This is a genomic window from Streptomyces sp. NPDC001920 (genome assembly GCF_053594495.1).
Genome location: NZ_JBSFEP010000008.1, coordinates 133865 through 149114 on the forward strand (window position 1 = coordinate 133865; position 15250 = coordinate 149114).

Here is a 15250-nt window from a genome sequence, read left to right on the forward strand (position 1 = left end):
GCCCCTCGCTAGTGCGGGGGGCCTTCGCTTTTGGGCTGGCCCCCCTCGGGTCCTGCAGGGGCGGCTGGGGGTCCGGGGGTCATCCCCCGGGAAATACAGCATCAGCGGGTCCGGGGTTCGAGTCCCTGGCGGCGCACAGACAGTGAAGGCCCCTCGCTAGTGCGGGGGGCCTTCGCTTTTGGGCTGGCCCCCCTCGGGTCCTGCAGGGGCGGCTGGGGGTCCGGGGGTCATCCCCCGGGAAATGCAGCATCAGCGGGTCCGGGGTTCGAGTCCCTGGCGGCGCACGATGACGACGGCGAGTCATGATCGCGGACAACGCGACCCTGGCTCGCCTTCGTCGTTCCTGTGGCCCGGAAGGGCCTGGAAGGCCCTCGTGCAAGCGAGGGGCCCGCCGTGTGTTTGGCCGGATAGTCTCTGGCCATGGCAGCGCGTGACCTTCAGGAGCGGATCAAGAGGCTCATCATCGACCGCCGGCTGCCCTCCGGGGCCCCGCTGCCGACGGAGCCGGAGCTGATGGCGCATCTGGGTGCCAGCCGGAACTCCGTGCGCGAGGCGCTCAAGGGGCTCCAGGCGATGGGCATCGTGGAGATCCGGCACGGGTTCGGGACGTATGTCGGGTCGATGTCCCTGGCGCCGATGATCGAGGGCCTCGCCTTCCGCACGGTCGCCGGGCACCACCGGGGCGAGGACACCCTGCTCCAGCTGCTGCAGTTGCGCGAGGCGGTGGAGGCGGGGCTGGTGTCGCGGCTCGCGGGGCGTGTTCCGGAAGCGGATCTCGTTGAACTGGACGCGCTGGTCGACCGTATGGAAGAGCAGGCGGCGCGGGGCGGCGACGGGATCGCCGAGACCGACCGGGCGTTTCACGCCACCCTCTACCGGGGGCTGGACAACGCGCTGCTGGGCGAGGTCATGGAGGCGTTCTGGGACACCTTCCACCGCGTCCACACCGATCTCGGCGGCGCGCCGCAGGATCCGCTGGTCACCTGCCGGCAGCACCGGGAGATCGTGGACGCGGTGCGGTCGGGCGAGGCGCTGCGGGCGGAGGAGGCCATACGGGAGCACTTCGGCAACATCCGCGCCCGCGTGTCCCCAACGGGTACACAGCACCCCCACAGGTGCCACAATGAGCGCGTATGACCGGTAAACACCTCGTTTCGCATCTTGCGATCATGTGGCACGACGTAGAACCTGGTGATTGGTTTTTCAAGATGCTGCGCATACGCGGCAGTTGGGGGGCAAGGAGCCGGTTGCCGGTTTTCGAAGGGGAGTAGGGGCCCCGTTCATGACCGCATGCCGAGGGGGGCATGATGCAACCGGAAGGTCGCGTTTCCATGTCTAAGGAGTGGAAGATGTGGTGACTGCGGCCCACCACTGATACGCCTGTGAAGGTCGAGGGGGATCGACACAGTCGTTAAGGAACCGACAGACACGCGGGGGACCTGCGTGTGGGGGGATGACTCATGACGTCGACGCCGACGGGCGCCCGGCATAACTCCGACCCGTCTCAGACCACCCAGCTCAGGGTGCCTTCGCAGACCCGGACCGGAGCTTTTCGCCGGATAAAGAAGACGCTGCCGAAGTACGACTACGAGCACTACAGCCGGCTGGCCGGCCCCCTCACCCAGCCCGACCCGAACAAGCCGTACCGGGTCCAGTACCGCTCGCTGATCTCGCAGGAGCCGCACCGCATCAGGGTCGCGCTGATGCTCGCCGCGGCCCCCGTGCTCTCCCTGGTCCTGCTGTTCTGGCTGCTCCAGCCCGAGCACTGGACGGAGCGGGACTACCCGGCCTTCGACTGGCTGCCCGCACTCGACGTCGTGATGCTCGTCTCGATCGGTCTGATCGAGTTCTTCCGCTGCATGAACGTGGTGTCGAACGCGCACGCCACGCTGGTCGCCCGCGACCCGATCCCGGTGGTGCCGGAGACCGGCACGAGAGTGGCCTTCCTCACCTCCTTCGTGCCCGGCAAGGAGCCGCTGGAGATGGTGACGAAGACCCTGGAGGCGGCCGTCAAGCTGCGCCACCGGGGCCTCATGCACGTCTGGCTGCTCGACGAGGGCGACGACCCGGAGGTCAAGGAGGTCTGCCGGCGACTCGGTGTGCACCACTTCTCCCGCAAGGGCATAGCCAAGTGGAACCAGGCCAAGGGCCCGCACCGCGCCAAGACCAAGCACGGCAACTACAACGCCTGGCTCGACGCGCACGGCGACGACTACGACTTCTTCGCCTCCGTCGACACCGACCACGTGCCGCTGCCCAACTACCTGGAGCGGATGCTCGGCTTCTTCCGCGACCCGAACGTCGGCTTCGTCATCGGCCCGCAGGTCTACGGCAACTACGACAACTTCGTCACCAAGGCCGCCGAGTCGCAGCAGTTCCTCTTCCACGCCCTCATCCAGCGCGCCGGCAACCGCTACGGCGGGCCGATGTTCGTGGGTACGTCGAACGCCGTACGCATCAAGGCGCTCAAGCAGATCGGCGGCCTGTACGACTCGATCACCGAGGACATGGCGACCGGCTTCGAGATCCACCGCCACAAGAACCCGGCGACGGGCAAGAAGTGGCAGTCGGTCTACACGCCGGACGTGCTGGCCGTCGGTGAGGGGCCCAGCGCCTGGACGGACTTCTTCACCCAGCAGATGCGCTGGTCGCGAGGGACGTACGAGACGATCCTCAAGCAGTACTGGAAGGGCTGGTACTCGCTGCCGCCGAGCAAGCTCTTCAACTACACGATGATGATCATCTTCTACCCGATGTCCGCCCTCAACTGGATCCTGGCGGCGCTGAGCTGTGCGCTGTTCCTGGGCCTGGGCGCCTCGGGTGTGAACATCGACCCCACGATCTGGCTGATGCTCTACGGCAACGCCTCCGCGCTCCAGATCGGCCTGTACGTCTGGAACCGCCGTCACAACGTCTCGCCGCACGAGCCGGAGGGCTCCGGCGGTGTGGCCGGCATGGTGATGTCCGCGCTGTCGGCGCCGCTGTACGCGAAGGCGCTGATCGACTCCGCGCTGCGCCGCAAGAGCAAGTTCGTGGTGACCCCCAAGGGCGATTCGGCCAGCCCCGACCGGTGGTTCGGGACGTTCCGGTACCACTGGTACTTCATCGCGATCTTCGGCGCCTCGATCGTCGCCGGCTTCGTGTACGGGCACGCCCACCCCGCGATGATCATCTGGGCGACGTTCGCCATGCTGATCACCGCGACGCCGATCTTCGCCTGGCGCTACATGCTTCGCCAGGACAAGAAGCGGCCCTCCGCACCGGTGCCGGCGCAGCCCGCGCCGTACCAGCCGGAGCCGCAACCGCTGCCCGCGCAGCACGCGGGGCACGCTCCGCACGCGGCACATGCGCCGCAGCACAAACCGAGTTGGGCCGCCTCCGGCAGCGGCACCGACCAGACCATGCAAATCGCCCTTGGTGGACTTGGGGGACGTAAGGAATGAACGACCGTGCAGGCCGCCGCCGCGCCCGTCGACTTGCGATAGGTACGGCGGTGGTACTCGCGCTGGCCGGGATGAACGGGCCGTGGCTGTACCGGGTCGGTACCGAGAAGTATCACGAGTACCAGATCAACAGACCCGAGTACAAAGCCGAGAACGGCAAGTGGGAGATCGTCGATTTCCCCGAGGAGTACCGCCAGAACACCATCCACGCGGCCCTGCTGCACACCGGCAAGGTGCTGCTGATCGCGGGGTCGGGCAACAACCAGGACAACTTCGACGCGAAGAAGTACGACACGCGGATCTGGGACCCGGTCAAGGGCACGATCAAGAAGGTGCCGACCCCGAACGACCTGTTCTGCACCGGCCACACCCAGCTGGCCAACGGCAACCTGCTGATCGCGGGCGGCACGAAGCGGTACGAGAAGCTCAAGGGTGACGTCACCAAGGCCGGCGGCCTGATGATCGTCCACAACGAGAACCCGGACCAGCCGATCACGCTGCCCGCCGGCACCAAGTTCACCGGCAAGGAGAACGGGAAGACGTTCGTCTCCAAGGACCCGGTGCTGGTGCCGCGCGCGAAGAAGGTCTTCGACAAGGCGACCGGCAGGTTCCTGCGCAACGACCCGGGTCTCGGCCGGATCTACGTCGAGGCGCAGAGGAAGGGCGCCAAGTACGAGACCGGCACCCAGGACAACTACCGCATCCAGGGCCTGACCGGCGCCGACGCCCGCAACACGTACGGCATCGCACAGAAGCTCGCCCTCGACAAGAAGGACTTCCAGGGCATCCGGGACACCTACGAGTTCGACCCGGTCGCCGAGAAGTACATCAAGGTCGACCCGATGCACGAGGCCCGCTGGTACCCGACGCTCACCACCCTGAGCGACGGGAAGATCCTCAGCGTCTCCGGCCTCGACGACATCGGCCAGCTGGTGCCGGGCAAGAACGAGCTGTACGACCCGAAGACGAAGAAGTGGACGTACACGCCGAAGGTGCGGCAGTTCCCGACGTACCCCGCGCTGTTCCCGATGCAGAACGGCAAGATCTTCTACTCGGGTTCGAACGCGGGCTACGGCCCTGACGACGTGGGCCGCGACCCGGGCATCTGGGACGTGGAGACCAACAAGTTCACCAAGCTGCCCGGGCTGAGCGACGCCAAGCTGATGGAGACCTCGGGCACGGTGCTGCTGCCGCCGGCGCAGGACGAGAAGTACATGGTGATCGGCGGCGGTGGCGTCGGCGAGTCCAAGGAGTCCAGCGAGAAGACCCGGCTCATCGACCTGAAGGACGACGCTCCGAAGTTCGTGGACGGGCCGTCGCTGGAGAAGGGCACGCGCTACCCGCAGGCGTCGGTGCTGCCGGACGACAGCGTGCTGGTGTCGGGCGGCTCCGAGGACTACCGGGGCCGTGGCGACTCCAACATCCTGCAGGCGCACCTCTATCACCCGGACGGCAACACCCTCGACCGGGTCGCCGACCCGCTGGTGGGCCGCAACTACCACTCGGGGTCGATCCTGCTGCCCGACGGCCGCGTGATGTTCTTCGGCTCGGACTCGCTCTACGCCGACAAGGCCAACACCAAGCCGGGCAAGTTCGAGCAGCGGATCGAGATCTACACGCCGCCGTACCTCTACCGGGACGCGCAGCCGTCGCTCGCGGGTGGCCCGCAGACCATCAAGCGCGGTGGCACGGGCAGCTTCACCTCGCGGCACGCCTCGTCCATCGAGAACGTACGGCTGATCCGGCCGAGCGCCTCGACGCATGTCACGGACGTCGACCAGCGGTCGGTGAAGCTGGACTTCAAGAAGGCCGGCGACAAGATCACGGTGACCGTGCCGACGAACCGCAACCTGGTCCCGTCGGGCTGGTACATGCTGTTCGTGACCGACGACCAGGGCACACCGAGCAAAGCGCAGTGGGTCAGGGTCCCGTAACGGGCCCGTACGCACCTGGGGGCGCCCTCCGTGACCGGAGGGCGCCCCCAAGGCGTCCGAGGCCCGTACCCGGCCCTTCGGCCTACTTGCTGGCCTTGGCCAGGCGCAGGGCGTACGCGGCCCACCACTCGCCCGCCTTCGGGCCGCCCTTGCACTCGCCGTCCGACTCGCCCGGCCGCTTGACCCACACATAGGCGTCGACCAGCGGGTCCGCCGTCTTGGTGGTCGGCGTCTCGCCCAGCGCGCGGCCGGGCGGGTTGCACCAGCGCTCGTTCGGGTCGCCCCCGGTGTAGGGGCCGTTGCCGTTGCGGCTGGTGTCGATCACGAAGGGCTTGTCGCCCACCTTGGCGGAGAGCTCCTTGCCGTACGCGATCGAGTCCTTGGTCGTGTAGAAGTTGGAGACGTTGACCGCGAAGCCGTCGGCCTGGTCGATGCCCGCCCACTTCAGAGGCTCGAAGATCTGGTCCGGGTGGCCCCAGCCGGCGTTGCCGGCGTCCACGTAGACCTTGGTGTTCTTCAGGGACTTCAGCTTGCCGATGGCGCCCTTGAGGAGGTCGTAGCGCTCCTCGTGGAACTCGTCCGGGGTGCAGCCGTCGACCAGGTGCAGTACCGCGTCCGGCTCCAGGATCACCGTCGTGGAGCGGTCCCCGATGCCCTTGGCCACGCCGTCGATCCACTCCCGGTAGGCGTTGCCGTCGGCGGCGCCGCCCTGCGAGTACTGGCCGCAGTCGCGGTGCGGGATGTTGTAGAGGACCAGCAGGGCGGTACGGCCGGCCTTGTCGGCGGCCTCCGTGTAGCCGCGTGCCTCCTGCTCCGGGTTCTCCGGGCCGATCCACTCGCCGGTCGGCTGCTCCGCGATCTTGCGGATCTGCTCGGCGTCCTCCTTCTTGCCGGCCTTCTGGTAGGCCACCACCTGCTGGGCCGCGTTTCCGTCCGGGTTGACCCAGAACGGGTCGACGGACTTGGGCTGTTGGCCTATGCCGGCGCCGGCGCCGTCCTCCGGTTCGTCGCCGCCGTCGGACGAGCAACCCGTGACCAGCAGTGCCGCCCCCAGCACCACGGCGCACGTCCGTGTACGAGCGCCCCTCCAGGCCCCCCTCTTGTGGTACATCCAACTCCCCCCTGGTGCACTGTTCCAAGGCTCAATCCTGACATACCTGTCGTGGGGCACACGAGGTCGCCGGGCCTTGTCGGGGAGCTGTTACAGCCGCCCGGACAGCTCCGCTGACCAGGGGGGTCGTGTTCCCGCGAGGGCCGTGGGGGGAAGAGGGTGTGCGGTCAGGCACCGGTCGCCGACCGCGCGGCCGGCCCGGTGCGGCTCTACAGGCCGGTCCCGGTGAGGTACGCCGAGACGATCACGTTCGCCGTGCAGCCGCGGGGCGTGCGGTCGACGGGGCCGCCGCAGGTGATCAGGCGCAGCTCGGCCCGGCCCGACCGGTGGGCTCCGTAGGCCTGCCGGGCGTCGAAGCGGTCGTGGTCGACGACGTGCACGTCCTCCACGGTGAACTCGGCGACCGTGCCGTCGTCGCGGAGCACCCGCACCGGCGCACCCGGCTTCAGCGCGCTGAGCCGGCGGAAGACGGCGGGCCCGGTCCCGGTGTCGGCATGCCCCACCATCAGCGCGGCCCCGGCGGTCCCCGGCCGCACCCCGTCCGCGTACCACCCGACGACGCCCGGCCGGTCGAGGGGTGGCGGATGGATCGCGCCCGTCGGGTCGAGTCCCCGGGCCACCACCGGCGCCTGCACGCCGAGCCCCGGGATGTCGAGGCGCTGCGGCAGCGCGTTCTCCAACGGCCGCACCGCGGTGGGAAGCTGTACGTGCTGCGGTCGTCCGACCGCGGCGACGTCGCCCGACACCGGGGCGGAGACGTTCAACCGCACGGCGGTGACCTCCCGCCCCCACAGCCACAGCCCCAGCAGCAGCACGCCCCAGGCCGCGCCCATCAGCAGGCGTCCGCGGTGCCCGCGGTGTTCGTGGTCGGACATGGTCAGCGGGGCCGTCGGCTCCGGCGGGCGCTGCGCAGCGCCACTGCGGTTGCGGCGACGCCGGCCAGCACCAGCCCGGTCACCGTGTGCGCCGTGCCGGGGCCGGCCGCGCGGGCGTCCACGACGGCGAGGTGCGCGGCGCCGCCGCCCGCCGGGACCGGGGCCACGGGCGAGGCGGGGGCCGGCTTCGTCCCCGGCCGGGTGACGGTGAGGGCGCCCGTGCGCGAGGCGTCCCCGCAGGCGACCTTCACGTCGTACGTACCCTCCCTGAGCGTGGAGCGGATACGGCTCTCGCCGGCGAGGGCGGTGCCGTCGGTACCGGCGGTCAGACGTGCGTCGGCCACGAACGCCGGGGAGGCGGCCGTGGCCGAGTGCTGCGGGCAGCCGCTCACCAGCAGCGCGACGTCGCTGCCGGCGCGCGGGGACGACGGGCTGACCGAGACGCCCCCGTCCGTCGCATGTGCCGCCGGGCTGACGGCGACCGCCCCGAGGGCGGCGATCGCGCAGAAAGTGACGCGCAGTGATCCCATCGTGAACCTCCAGATATCCGGAGACTCCCCCGCGGACTCCGGCCCCGCATCCTCAGCGGGGCCGGAGTGCTCCGAACGGGTCGTGTCGCGGGGGTACCGGGTTTGGATCCCGTAGGGGCGCCGGATCGGTTCGGCGAGGTCCGGGCGTCAGATCCGGTCGACGAGGTCCGCGATCGAGTCCACGACCCGCGACGGCCGGTACGGGAAGTTCTCCACCTGCTCGGGCCGGGTCAGGCCGGTCAGCACCAGGAACGTCTGCATCCCAGCCTCCATGCCGGCCAGGACGTCGGTGTCCATGCGGTCGCCGATCATGGCGCTGGACTCGGAGTGGGCCCCGATGGCGTTCAGACCGGTGCGCATCATGAGCGGGTTCGGCTTGCCCGCGAAGTACGGCTGCTTGCCGGTGGCCTTGGTGATCAGCGCGGCCACCGCGCCGGTCGCCGGGAGCGGGCCCTCGGCGGAGGGGCCGGTCTCGTCGGGGTTGGTGCAGATGAAACGGGCGCCCGCGTTGATGAGCCGGACCGCCTTGGTCATGGCCTCGAAGGAGTAGGTGCGGGTCTCGCCCAGCACGACGTAGTCCGGCTCGTGGTCGGTCAGGATGTAGCCGATGTCGTGCAGCGCGGTGGTCAGGCCGGCCTCTCCTATGACGTAGGCCGAGCCGACGGGGCGCTGGTCGTCCAGGAACTTGGCGGTGGCCAGCGCCGACGTCCAGATGTTCTCGATCGGCACCTCAAGGCCCATGCGGTTCAGCCGGGCGTGCAGGTCGCGCGGGGTGTACATCGAGTTGTTGGTGAGCACGAGGAACGGCTTGCCGGACTCGCGCAGCCTCTTGATGAAGGCGTCGGCGCCGGGGATCGGAATGCCCTCGTGGATCAGCACACCGTCCATGTCGGTGAGCCATGACTCGATGGGCTTGCGGTCTGCCATGTGCGCGCTCTCCTGCCGCCGTACGTGCTGCGTGGGCCCCAGCCTAAGCACAGGCCCGATCTTCAGGGAACGGTCGGATTCCGGTGGTTTCCTTCCCTTCGTCGAAAGGCTCGGTCGAATTCGCGTCGCGGACGGGTACGGCCGGCTCAGCGGCGCCGCCGCGCCACGAGCAGCACGGCACCCGCCAGGAGGAGAGCCGTGGTGGCGGCGAACGTGGCGCCGGGCGGTGAGGTGAGGCCGGTGCGGGCGAGTTGGTCGGCGAGGGTGAGATCGTCGCGGGCCGGGTCCGGCGTCGTCGAGGGGGTGGGGCTCGCCGGGTGCGCCGAGGCGTCCTTGCCGGGGCCGGTGCTCGCGGCGGCCGATCCCGTCGGCTCGGCCTCGATGGTGAAGCGGTAGTCGTTGGACTGTCCGACCCAGTCGCCGTCGCCGTCGTGACGCTGGACGACGGCCGCGTTGGCGGTGACCTCGTTCGGTACGGCGTCGGAGGCGAGGGCGAGCCGGACCTTCACGGTGACGGTTTCGCGGGGGCCCACGGTGAAGCCGGGGAACCCGTCGAAGGCGCCGACGAGCTCGTCCTGGTCGGTGGTCTCGAAGCGGACCGGGTGGGGGCGGGAGTCGTCCCGGCTGCCGTAGAACTCCAGGCGGGGCTGGGACGGCTTGAGGACGCGTCCGGCGTCGACGAGGACGACCACGGGGTGGATGCCGGTGCAGGTCCTGCCCGTCTTGTTGGTGAGGTCGAGGTACCAGGTGCCGAATCCGCCGCCGGCCGGGTAGGAGTCGGGGCCGCCGCGCAGGCGGGTGGTGAGGGGGAAGGCCCGGCCGTCGGCGGCACAGCCGGGCAGGTCGGCCGAGGGGTGCGCGTGCGCCTGGGGCACCGCGGCGAGGAGGGCGGCTGCTGCGAGGCAGAGGGCGGCGGGTGAGTGCAGTCGCATGAACACATGACCATGCCGGGTGGGGGCGGCTTCCGGTCGGAGCCATTCCGTACGCCGGGGGAAGTCCCCTCGATCAGCGCATGCGCGGTGGGGCGTGGAGGGGCGGCGGGCACGCAAGAGCCGGGTGGCCGCGGAGAGCGGCGCACACGTGCCCGCCCCGCACCGCTCCCCTCACCCCTCCGCCCGCCCGAACAGCGGAGCCAGCAGCAGCTGGGCCGCCCCTTCGGCGACGCCGCGCTCCCCGCCGGAGGCGAGCCGTACCGGCACCGCGTCGCCGCCCGCGCGCCGGGCGCGTTCGTCGAGGACCGCGGCGACCCCGCGTACGAAGGTGCCCGGCGCGGCGGCGACCGTACGGCCGCCCAGCAGGACGAGGTCGACGTCGAGGAGCGCGACCAGGTTGCCGGCTGCGGTGCCGAGCACCCGGGCCGCCTGAGCCAGGTCGCCCCGGGCCACGGCCGCCAGGCAGAGGGCCTCGACACAGCCCCGGTTGCCGCAGCCGCAGGCCGGGCCGTCCAGCTGGACGACCTGGTGCCCGAACTCCCCGGCCCCGGTGCGGGCGCCCCGGTGCACCGCTCCCCCGATCACCAGCCCCCCGCCGAGCCCCGCCCCGAAGTGCAGGTAGGCGAAGGAGACGGCGGGCGCGGCCGCGCCGCCGACCGCGAGCCCGAGGGCGGCGGCGTTGGTGTCCTTGTCGACGACGACCGGCAGCGCCAGCCGTCGCGCGAGCACGTCCCGCAGCGGGAATCCGTTCCACTCCGGGAACCCGGTGACCCGGTGCAGGACCCCGCGCCGATGGTCGAGGGGCCCGGGCAGTGCCACCCCCACGCCGAGCACGGCACCGGGACGACCGCCCCGGGCGGCCAGCTCCTCCACCTCCCGTACGGCCCGCTCGACGACCGTCTCCGCGCCGGCCCCCAGGTCCAGCGGCGTCCTGCGCCGCGCCACCACGGCTCCCGTCAGATCGCAGAGCACGGCCGTCAGCTCGTCCCGGTCCAGATGCACCCCGACCGCGTGCCCGGCCTCCGGCACCAGCCGCAGCACCGTGCGCGGTTTGCCCCCGGTGGAGGCCCGTCGCCCCGCCTCCGCTGCGAGCCCCTCCTCCCGCAGCCGGGCGGTGATCTTGCTGACCGCCTGCGGGGTGAGACCGGTGCGCTCGGCGAGTTCCAGCCGGCTGATGCCCTCGGCGCCTGCCGTGCGGAGCAGGTCCAGCACGAGCGCGGTGTTGTGGCTGCGCAGCGCGCCGAGGTTCACACCGCCGCCCCCCATGCCGTCGGCCTCGCTCTTCGTCCTGTTCACGCCACCCTTCACGGGGCCATTCTCTCCCGCGCTTGCACTTTGGCAACAGCGTTGCGAAAGTGGTCGTATGACTGGCACTCCCGGCACGACCGCTACTCCCCTGCGCGTGGGCCTGATCGGCTACGGCCTCGCCGGCTCCGTGTTCCACGCCCCGCTGATCGCCACCACCGAGGGCCTCGCCCTGGACACGGTGGTCACGTCCAACCCAGAGCGCCAGGAGCAGGTCCGCGCCGAGCACCCGGGTGCACGCCTCGCCACCGCACCCGAGGAGCTGCTCGCCCGCGCGGACGAGCTCGACCTGGTCGTCATCGCGTCCCCCAACAAGACGCACGTCCCCCTCGCGACCGCCGCCCTCGAGGCCGGGCTCCCCGTCGTCGTCGACAAGCCCGTCGCCGGCACGGCGGCCGAGGCGCGCGAGCTGGCGGCACTGGCCGAGGAGCGCGGTCTGCTGCTGTCCGTCTTCCAGAACCGCCGCTGGGACAACGACTTCCTGACGCTGCGTCGGCTCCTGGCGGGGGGCGAGCTGGGTGACGTATGGCGCTTCGAGTCCCGCTTCGAGCGCTGGCGGCCGCAGCCCAAGGGCGGCTGGCGGGAGTCCGGTGACCCGGCAGAGATCGGAGGTCTGCTGTACGACCTCGGCAGCCATGTGGTCGACCAGGCCCTGGTCCTGTTCGGCCCGGTCACCCGGGTGTACGCCGAAGCGGTCGTCCGCCGGACCGGCGCCGAGACGGACGACGACACCTTCATCGCGCTCACGCACGCGGGCGGCGTCCGCTCCCACCTGTACGTCTCCGCGACGACCGCCCAACTCGGCCCCCGCTTCCGGGTGCTGGGCTCGAAGGCGGGCTATGTGAAGTACGGGCTGGACCCGCAGGAGGCGGCCCTGCGGGAGGGGCGGCGCCCGGACCGGGCGAGCGCCTGGGGCACCGAACCGGAGTCGATGTGGGGCCGGGTCGGCTCCGGGGAGTCCCCGCTGACGGGCGGCGGCCGCGTCGAACCCACGCTGCCCGGCGACTACCCCGCCTACTATGCGGCCGTGGCGAAGGCTCTGCTGGACGGCGGCCCCAACCCGGTGACGGCCCTGGAGGCGGCATCCGCCCTGGACGTCCTGGAGGCGGCCCGCCGTTCGGCCCGTGACGGAGTGGCGGTGGCCCTGTGACGACGAACAAGACGCACAAGACGCACAACCCGGAGATCTCCCCGAAGTTCCACCCGGAGATCACCCCGCCCCTGGCGGAGCTGGAGGCCCAGGAACGCCGTCTGGTCTTCCGCCGGTTCACCTACGACGACGCCTGGGCCCTCGGCTGCCTGCTGGTCGAGATGGCCCGTGAACGCCAGGCCCCGGTCGCCATCGACATCCACCGGGCCGGCCAGCAGCTCTTCCACGCGGCCCTGCCCGGCTCCACCCCCGACAACGACGCCTGGATCGCGCGCAAACGCCGGGTGGTGGAGCGCTACGGCGCCTCGTCCTACGTCGTCGGCGCCCGTTTCCGCGCCAAGGGCACGACCTTCGAGGACTCCTCCCGCCTCGACCCCGACACCTACGCCGCCCACGGCGGCTCGTTCCCGATCAACGTCGAGGGCGTCGGGATCGTCGGAGCGGTGACGGTGAGCGGGTTGCCGCAGCTGGCGGACCACAGGTTCGTGACGGAGGCGCTGGAGGAGTTCCTGAGCAAGCGGTAGCGGCACGGGCACGCCCTTGCCCGGCAGGGGCGCGGGGAACTGCGCGACCGGCCACGCACCGCCCGCCGCCGGCCGGCCACCCGCAGTTCCCCGGCTCTCCCGGCGGAGCCCTCAGGCGTCCTCGAACTCCTGCCGCTGCCTGCCGAGTCCCTCGATCTCCAGCTCGACGACATCCCCGGCCCGCAGGAACGGCTTCGGCTCGGGCTGGCCCAGAGCCACCCCGGCCGGGGTCCCGGTGTTGATCACGTCACCGGGGTACAGGGTCATGAACTGGCTGACGTACCGCACGACCTCCCCCACCGGGAAGATCTGCTCGGCCGTGCTGCCGTCCTGCTTCAGCTCGCCGTTGACCCACAGCCTCAGCGACAGGTTCTGCGGATCCGGCACCTCGTCCGCCGTCACGAGCCAGGGCCCGAGCGGATTGAACGTCTCGCAGTTCTTCCCCTTGTCCCAGGTCCCGCCCCGTTCGATCTGGAACTCCCGCTCGGACACGTCGTGCGCGACGGCGTACCCGGCGACATGCGCGAGCGCCTCCTCGGCCGAGTCGACGTACCGGGCCGTGCGTCCGATGACGACCGCGAGTTCGACCTCCCAGTCGGTCTTCGCCGACTTGCGGGGGATGAGCACGGTGTCGTTCGGGCCGACGACCGTGTCCGCGGCCTTGAAGAAGACCACCGGCTCGGCGGGCGGCTCGGCCCCGGTCTCGCGCGCGTGGTCGTGGTAGTTCAGCCCGATGCACACGATCTTGCCGATCCGCGCGAGCGGCGGCCCGACCCGCAGCCCGGTGGCATCCAGCACGGGCAGTTCCCCGGCGCCGGCGGCGTCACGTACCCGCCCCAGCGCCGCATCGTCGGCAAGCAGCGCTCCGTCGATGTCCGGCACGACACCGCAGAGGTCCCGCAGCACCCCTTCGGCGTCGAGCAGCGCGGGCGCCTCCGCTCCCGCCGTACCGACTCGCAGCAGCTTCATGGTCACAATCTCCCTCGATCGCGGGGCGCCCGCCGACGGGTGCAGCCATCGGAGGACTGGTTGATCCTCCAAGGTCGACGGCCACTCCGCAATACCCGGTTCACGTACTGGACCGTAGGCGGGCCGCGCCTCACCGGTAGAGGGCAGCCCGCTCCACCGCGCTCCACGTCGTGCTGGTCACCACGTACAGCGCGGCCGCCAGCGGCACCACCGCCACGGTGAAGAGGGTGAAGAAGGACATGAACGGCATGACCTTGGTCATGGCCGCCATCCCCGGCACCGCCTGACCGTCGACCACCGGCACCGCCGGGTTCGCGGCCATCATCCGCTTGGTACGGCCGTAGTTGAACGCGGCGACACAGGCGACCAGCACGAACAACCCGACGTACACGATCCCCGCTTCCCCGAACACCCCTCCCGCGTCCAGCGCATCGGCCCAGTGGTCGCCGAGCGGTGCGGCGAAGAGCTGGTGCGTGAGCAGTTCGTTGGCGCGGCCGCCGATCGTCGTGTTCGAGAACAGGTGGTAGAGCAGGAAGAACGCGGGCAGCTGGAACAGGCTGGGCAGACAGCCCGACAGCGGCGACACCTTCTCCTCGGCGTGCAGCTCCAGCACGGCCTTCTGCAGCCTCTCGGGGTTCTTCGCGTGCTTCTTGCGCAGCTCGGCGATCTTCGGCTGCAACTCGGCCCGCGCCTTCTGTCCGCGCGCCGCGGCCCGGGACAGCGGATGCACGAGCAGCCGTACGAGAGCGGTGAACAGGACGATCGCGGCGGCGGCAGCGGAGGCGCCGAACACGGGGTGGAGCAGGTCGGCCAGTCGCTGAACGAGGTCGGCGAAAACGGACATGGATGAGCCCTCCGGGGGTCTCGTCGTGCCGGGTGCAGGGGAAATGCAGGGACATGCCGGGAATCGGCATGGCGGCATGACGACCCGCGCGAGGTCACGCGTCTCGACCGGTGGTACTCGAAGGTGCGGTGCGTGCCCTACGCGGCGGTCGCCGGAAGGGCCTGCCCGGGTGCCCTGGGCCGTGGCCGGCCGGAGGCGTCGGGGTCGCGCTGCGCCAGGAAGGCCGTACGGCGGGCCCGGTCCCGGATGGCGGTGCGCACCCGGGTGGGCGCCACCGCCGGGGCGGCGCGCGAGGCGAGCAGGGAGCACACGGCGAACGCGGAACCGGCGGCGGCGGTCGCGGCGAGCGCGACGGTCGCGGAGAGGCTGCCGGTGTCGAGCAGCACGATCTGGAGGAAGAGCAGCAGCAGCGTGGCGGCGGGGCGCGCATGGGCGAGGCTACGGATCACCGGCGGCCCCTCCCCTCGTACGACTGGCGTCTCTTCGCCTCTTCGTCTCTTCGCCTCTTCGTCTCTTACGACGCTCGTTCTCACCTTGGTTATACAGGATCCGCTTCCGCCGGCCCGGCCTCGGCCTCGGCCTCAGCCGCTTGATCGTGTAGCCGTGGGCCGGTTCGATGGGTGGGCGTCCGGTCCCTCGAACACTTCCTCCAGAGGTTTGAGAAAGGGATGCCAGAACGCTCGACAACCGCGTGGGCCACACCCGA

At 70.8% G+C, this 15250-nt stretch carries 14 protein-coding genes; 5 read left to right on the forward strand and 9 right to left on the reverse strand.

The annotated features are described in order from the left end of the window. The first annotated feature begins 420 nt into the window (after positions 1–420). The 3 genes from ACWCPI_RS15700 to ACWCPI_RS15710 all read left to right on the forward strand — a co-directional run bounded on the left by ACWCPI_RS15700 (position 421) and on the right by ACWCPI_RS15710 (position 5377). Positions 421–1137: a FadR/GntR family transcriptional regulator gene (locus ACWCPI_RS15700; RefSeq protein ID WP_451038634.1), complete on the forward strand. Its 717-nt coding sequence runs from the start codon at positions 421–423 to the stop codon at positions 1135–1137. A gap of 323 nt (positions 1138–1460) precedes the next feature. Continuing rightward, positions 1461–3443: a glycosyltransferase family 2 protein gene (locus ACWCPI_RS15705; RefSeq protein WP_451038635.1), complete on the forward strand. Its 1983-nt coding sequence runs from the start codon at positions 1461–1463 to the stop codon at positions 3441–3443. Continuing rightward, on the forward strand, positions 3440–5377 hold the full coding sequence (locus tag ACWCPI_RS15710; protein WP_451038636.1) for a galactose oxidase-like domain-containing protein: 1938 nt from the start codon (positions 3440–3442) through the stop codon (positions 5375–5377). The genes ACWCPI_RS15705 and ACWCPI_RS15710 overlap by 4 nt, the downstream gene beginning before the upstream one ends. Positions 5378–5459: 82 nt before the next feature. Here ACWCPI_RS15710 and ACWCPI_RS15715 read toward each other — a convergent pair whose 3' ends face one another. The 6 genes from ACWCPI_RS15715 to ACWCPI_RS15740 all read right to left on the reverse strand — a co-directional run bounded on the left by ACWCPI_RS15715 (position 5460) and on the right by ACWCPI_RS15740 (position 11018). Beyond that, positions 5460–6488 (reverse strand): glycoside hydrolase family 6 protein, encoded by a 1029-nt coding sequence (locus tag ACWCPI_RS15715; protein WP_451038637.1) that lies wholly within the window; start codon positions 6486–6488, stop codon positions 5460–5462. 209 nt (positions 6489–6697) lie between these two features. Beyond that, a complete protein-coding gene (locus ACWCPI_RS15720) occupies positions 6698–7363 on the reverse strand; it encodes a class F sortase (protein WP_451038638.1) in 666 nt (221 codons plus the stop codon). A gap of 2 nt (positions 7364–7365) precedes the next feature. Next, the gene (locus tag ACWCPI_RS15725) at positions 7366–7893 is read right to left on the reverse strand and encodes a hypothetical protein (protein WP_451038639.1); all 528 of its coding nucleotides are present in this window, start codon (positions 7891–7893) and stop codon (positions 7366–7368) included. 147 nt (positions 7894–8040) lie between these two features. Further along, positions 8041–8820: an HAD-IIA family hydrolase gene (locus ACWCPI_RS15730; RefSeq protein WP_451038640.1), complete on the reverse strand. Its 780-nt coding sequence runs from the start codon at positions 8818–8820 to the stop codon at positions 8041–8043. Positions 8821–8966: 146 nt separating this feature from the next. Next, on the reverse strand, positions 8967–9752 hold the full coding sequence (locus ACWCPI_RS15735; protein WP_451038641.1) for a hypothetical protein: 786 nt from the start codon (positions 9750–9752) through the stop codon (positions 8967–8969). A 171-nt stretch (positions 9753–9923) separates the two neighbouring features. After that, positions 9924–11018: an ROK family transcriptional regulator gene (locus tag ACWCPI_RS15740; RefSeq protein WP_451038788.1), complete on the reverse strand. Its 1095-nt coding sequence runs from the start codon at positions 11016–11018 to the stop codon at positions 9924–9926. A gap of 97 nt (positions 11019–11115) precedes the next feature. On the opposite strand from ACWCPI_RS15740, the gene ACWCPI_RS15745 reads away from it, so the two are divergent. Both ACWCPI_RS15745 and ACWCPI_RS15750 read left to right on the forward strand, forming a co-directional pair. Then, positions 11116–12207 carry a Gfo/Idh/MocA family protein gene (locus ACWCPI_RS15745; protein ID WP_451038642.1) on the forward strand — a complete coding sequence of 364 codons (1092 nt, stop codon included), beginning with the start codon at positions 11116–11118 and terminating at the stop codon, positions 12205–12207. After that, positions 12204–12731, forward strand: coding sequence for a heme-degrading domain-containing protein (locus tag ACWCPI_RS15750; RefSeq protein ID WP_451038643.1), 528 nt, complete (start codon positions 12204–12206; stop codon positions 12729–12731). Before ACWCPI_RS15745 ends, ACWCPI_RS15750 begins: the two co-directional genes overlap by 4 nt. A 111-nt stretch (positions 12732–12842) precedes the next feature. Here ACWCPI_RS15750 and ACWCPI_RS15755 read toward each other — a convergent pair whose 3' ends face one another. From ACWCPI_RS15755 to ACWCPI_RS15765, 3 genes are all read right to left on the reverse strand, one after another. Further along, positions 12843–13700, reverse strand: coding sequence for a fumarylacetoacetate hydrolase family protein (locus ACWCPI_RS15755; protein WP_451038644.1), 858 nt, complete (start codon positions 13698–13700; stop codon positions 12843–12845). A 130-nt stretch (positions 13701–13830) separates the two neighbouring features. Next, complete coding sequence (locus tag ACWCPI_RS15760; protein ID WP_451038645.1) at positions 13831–14544, reverse strand: YidC/Oxa1 family membrane protein insertase; 714 nt, start codon at positions 14542–14544, stop codon at positions 13831–13833. Positions 14545–14681: 137 nt separating this feature from the next. Continuing rightward, positions 14682–14993, reverse strand: a complete 312-nt coding sequence (locus ACWCPI_RS15765; protein ID WP_388800108.1) for a DUF6412 domain-containing protein — start codon at positions 14991–14993, stop codon at positions 14682–14684. Positions 14994–15250 lie beyond the last annotated feature (257 nt).

Bases quoted from the DNA above. Each gene is read 5' to 3' on its own strand.
- ACWCPI_RS15700 (WP_451038634.1), top strand. From the start codon at position 421: ATGGCAGCGCGTGACCTTCAGGAGCGGATCAAGAGGCTCATCATCGAC.
- ACWCPI_RS15705 (WP_451038635.1), top strand. From the start codon at position 1,461: ATGACGTCGACGCCGACGGGCGCCCGGCATAACTCCGACCCGTCTCAG.
- ACWCPI_RS15710 (WP_451038636.1), top strand. From the start codon at position 3,440: ATGAACGACCGTGCAGGCCGCCGCCGCGCCCGTCGACTTGCGATAGGT.
- ACWCPI_RS15715 (WP_451038637.1), bottom strand. From the start codon at position 6,488: ATGTACCACAAGAGGGGGGCCTGGAGGGGCGCTCGTACACGGACGTGC.
- ACWCPI_RS15720 (WP_451038638.1), bottom strand. From the start codon at position 7,363: ATGTCCGACCACGAACACCGCGGGCACCGCGGACGCCTGCTGATGGGC.
- ACWCPI_RS15725 (WP_451038639.1), bottom strand. From the start codon at position 7,893: ATGGGATCACTGCGCGTCACTTTCTGCGCGATCGCCGCCCTCGGGGCG.
- ACWCPI_RS15730 (WP_451038640.1), bottom strand. From the start codon at position 8,820: ATGGCAGACCGCAAGCCCATCGAGTCATGGCTCACCGACATGGACGGT.
- ACWCPI_RS15735 (WP_451038641.1), bottom strand. From the start codon at position 9,752: ATGCGACTGCACTCACCCGCCGCCCTCTGCCTCGCAGCAGCCGCCCTC.
- ACWCPI_RS15740 (WP_451038788.1), bottom strand. From the start codon at position 11,018: ATGGGGGGCGGCGGTGTGAACCTCGGCGCGCTGCGCAGCCACAACACC.
- ACWCPI_RS15745 (WP_451038642.1), top strand. From the start codon at position 11,116: ATGACTGGCACTCCCGGCACGACCGCTACTCCCCTGCGCGTGGGCCTG.
- ACWCPI_RS15755 (WP_451038644.1), bottom strand. From the start codon at position 13,700: ATGAAGCTGCTGCGAGTCGGTACGGCGGGAGCGGAGGCGCCCGCGCTG.
- ACWCPI_RS15760 (WP_451038645.1), bottom strand. From the start codon at position 14,544: ATGTCCGTTTTCGCCGACCTCGTTCAGCGACTGGCCGACCTGCTCCAC.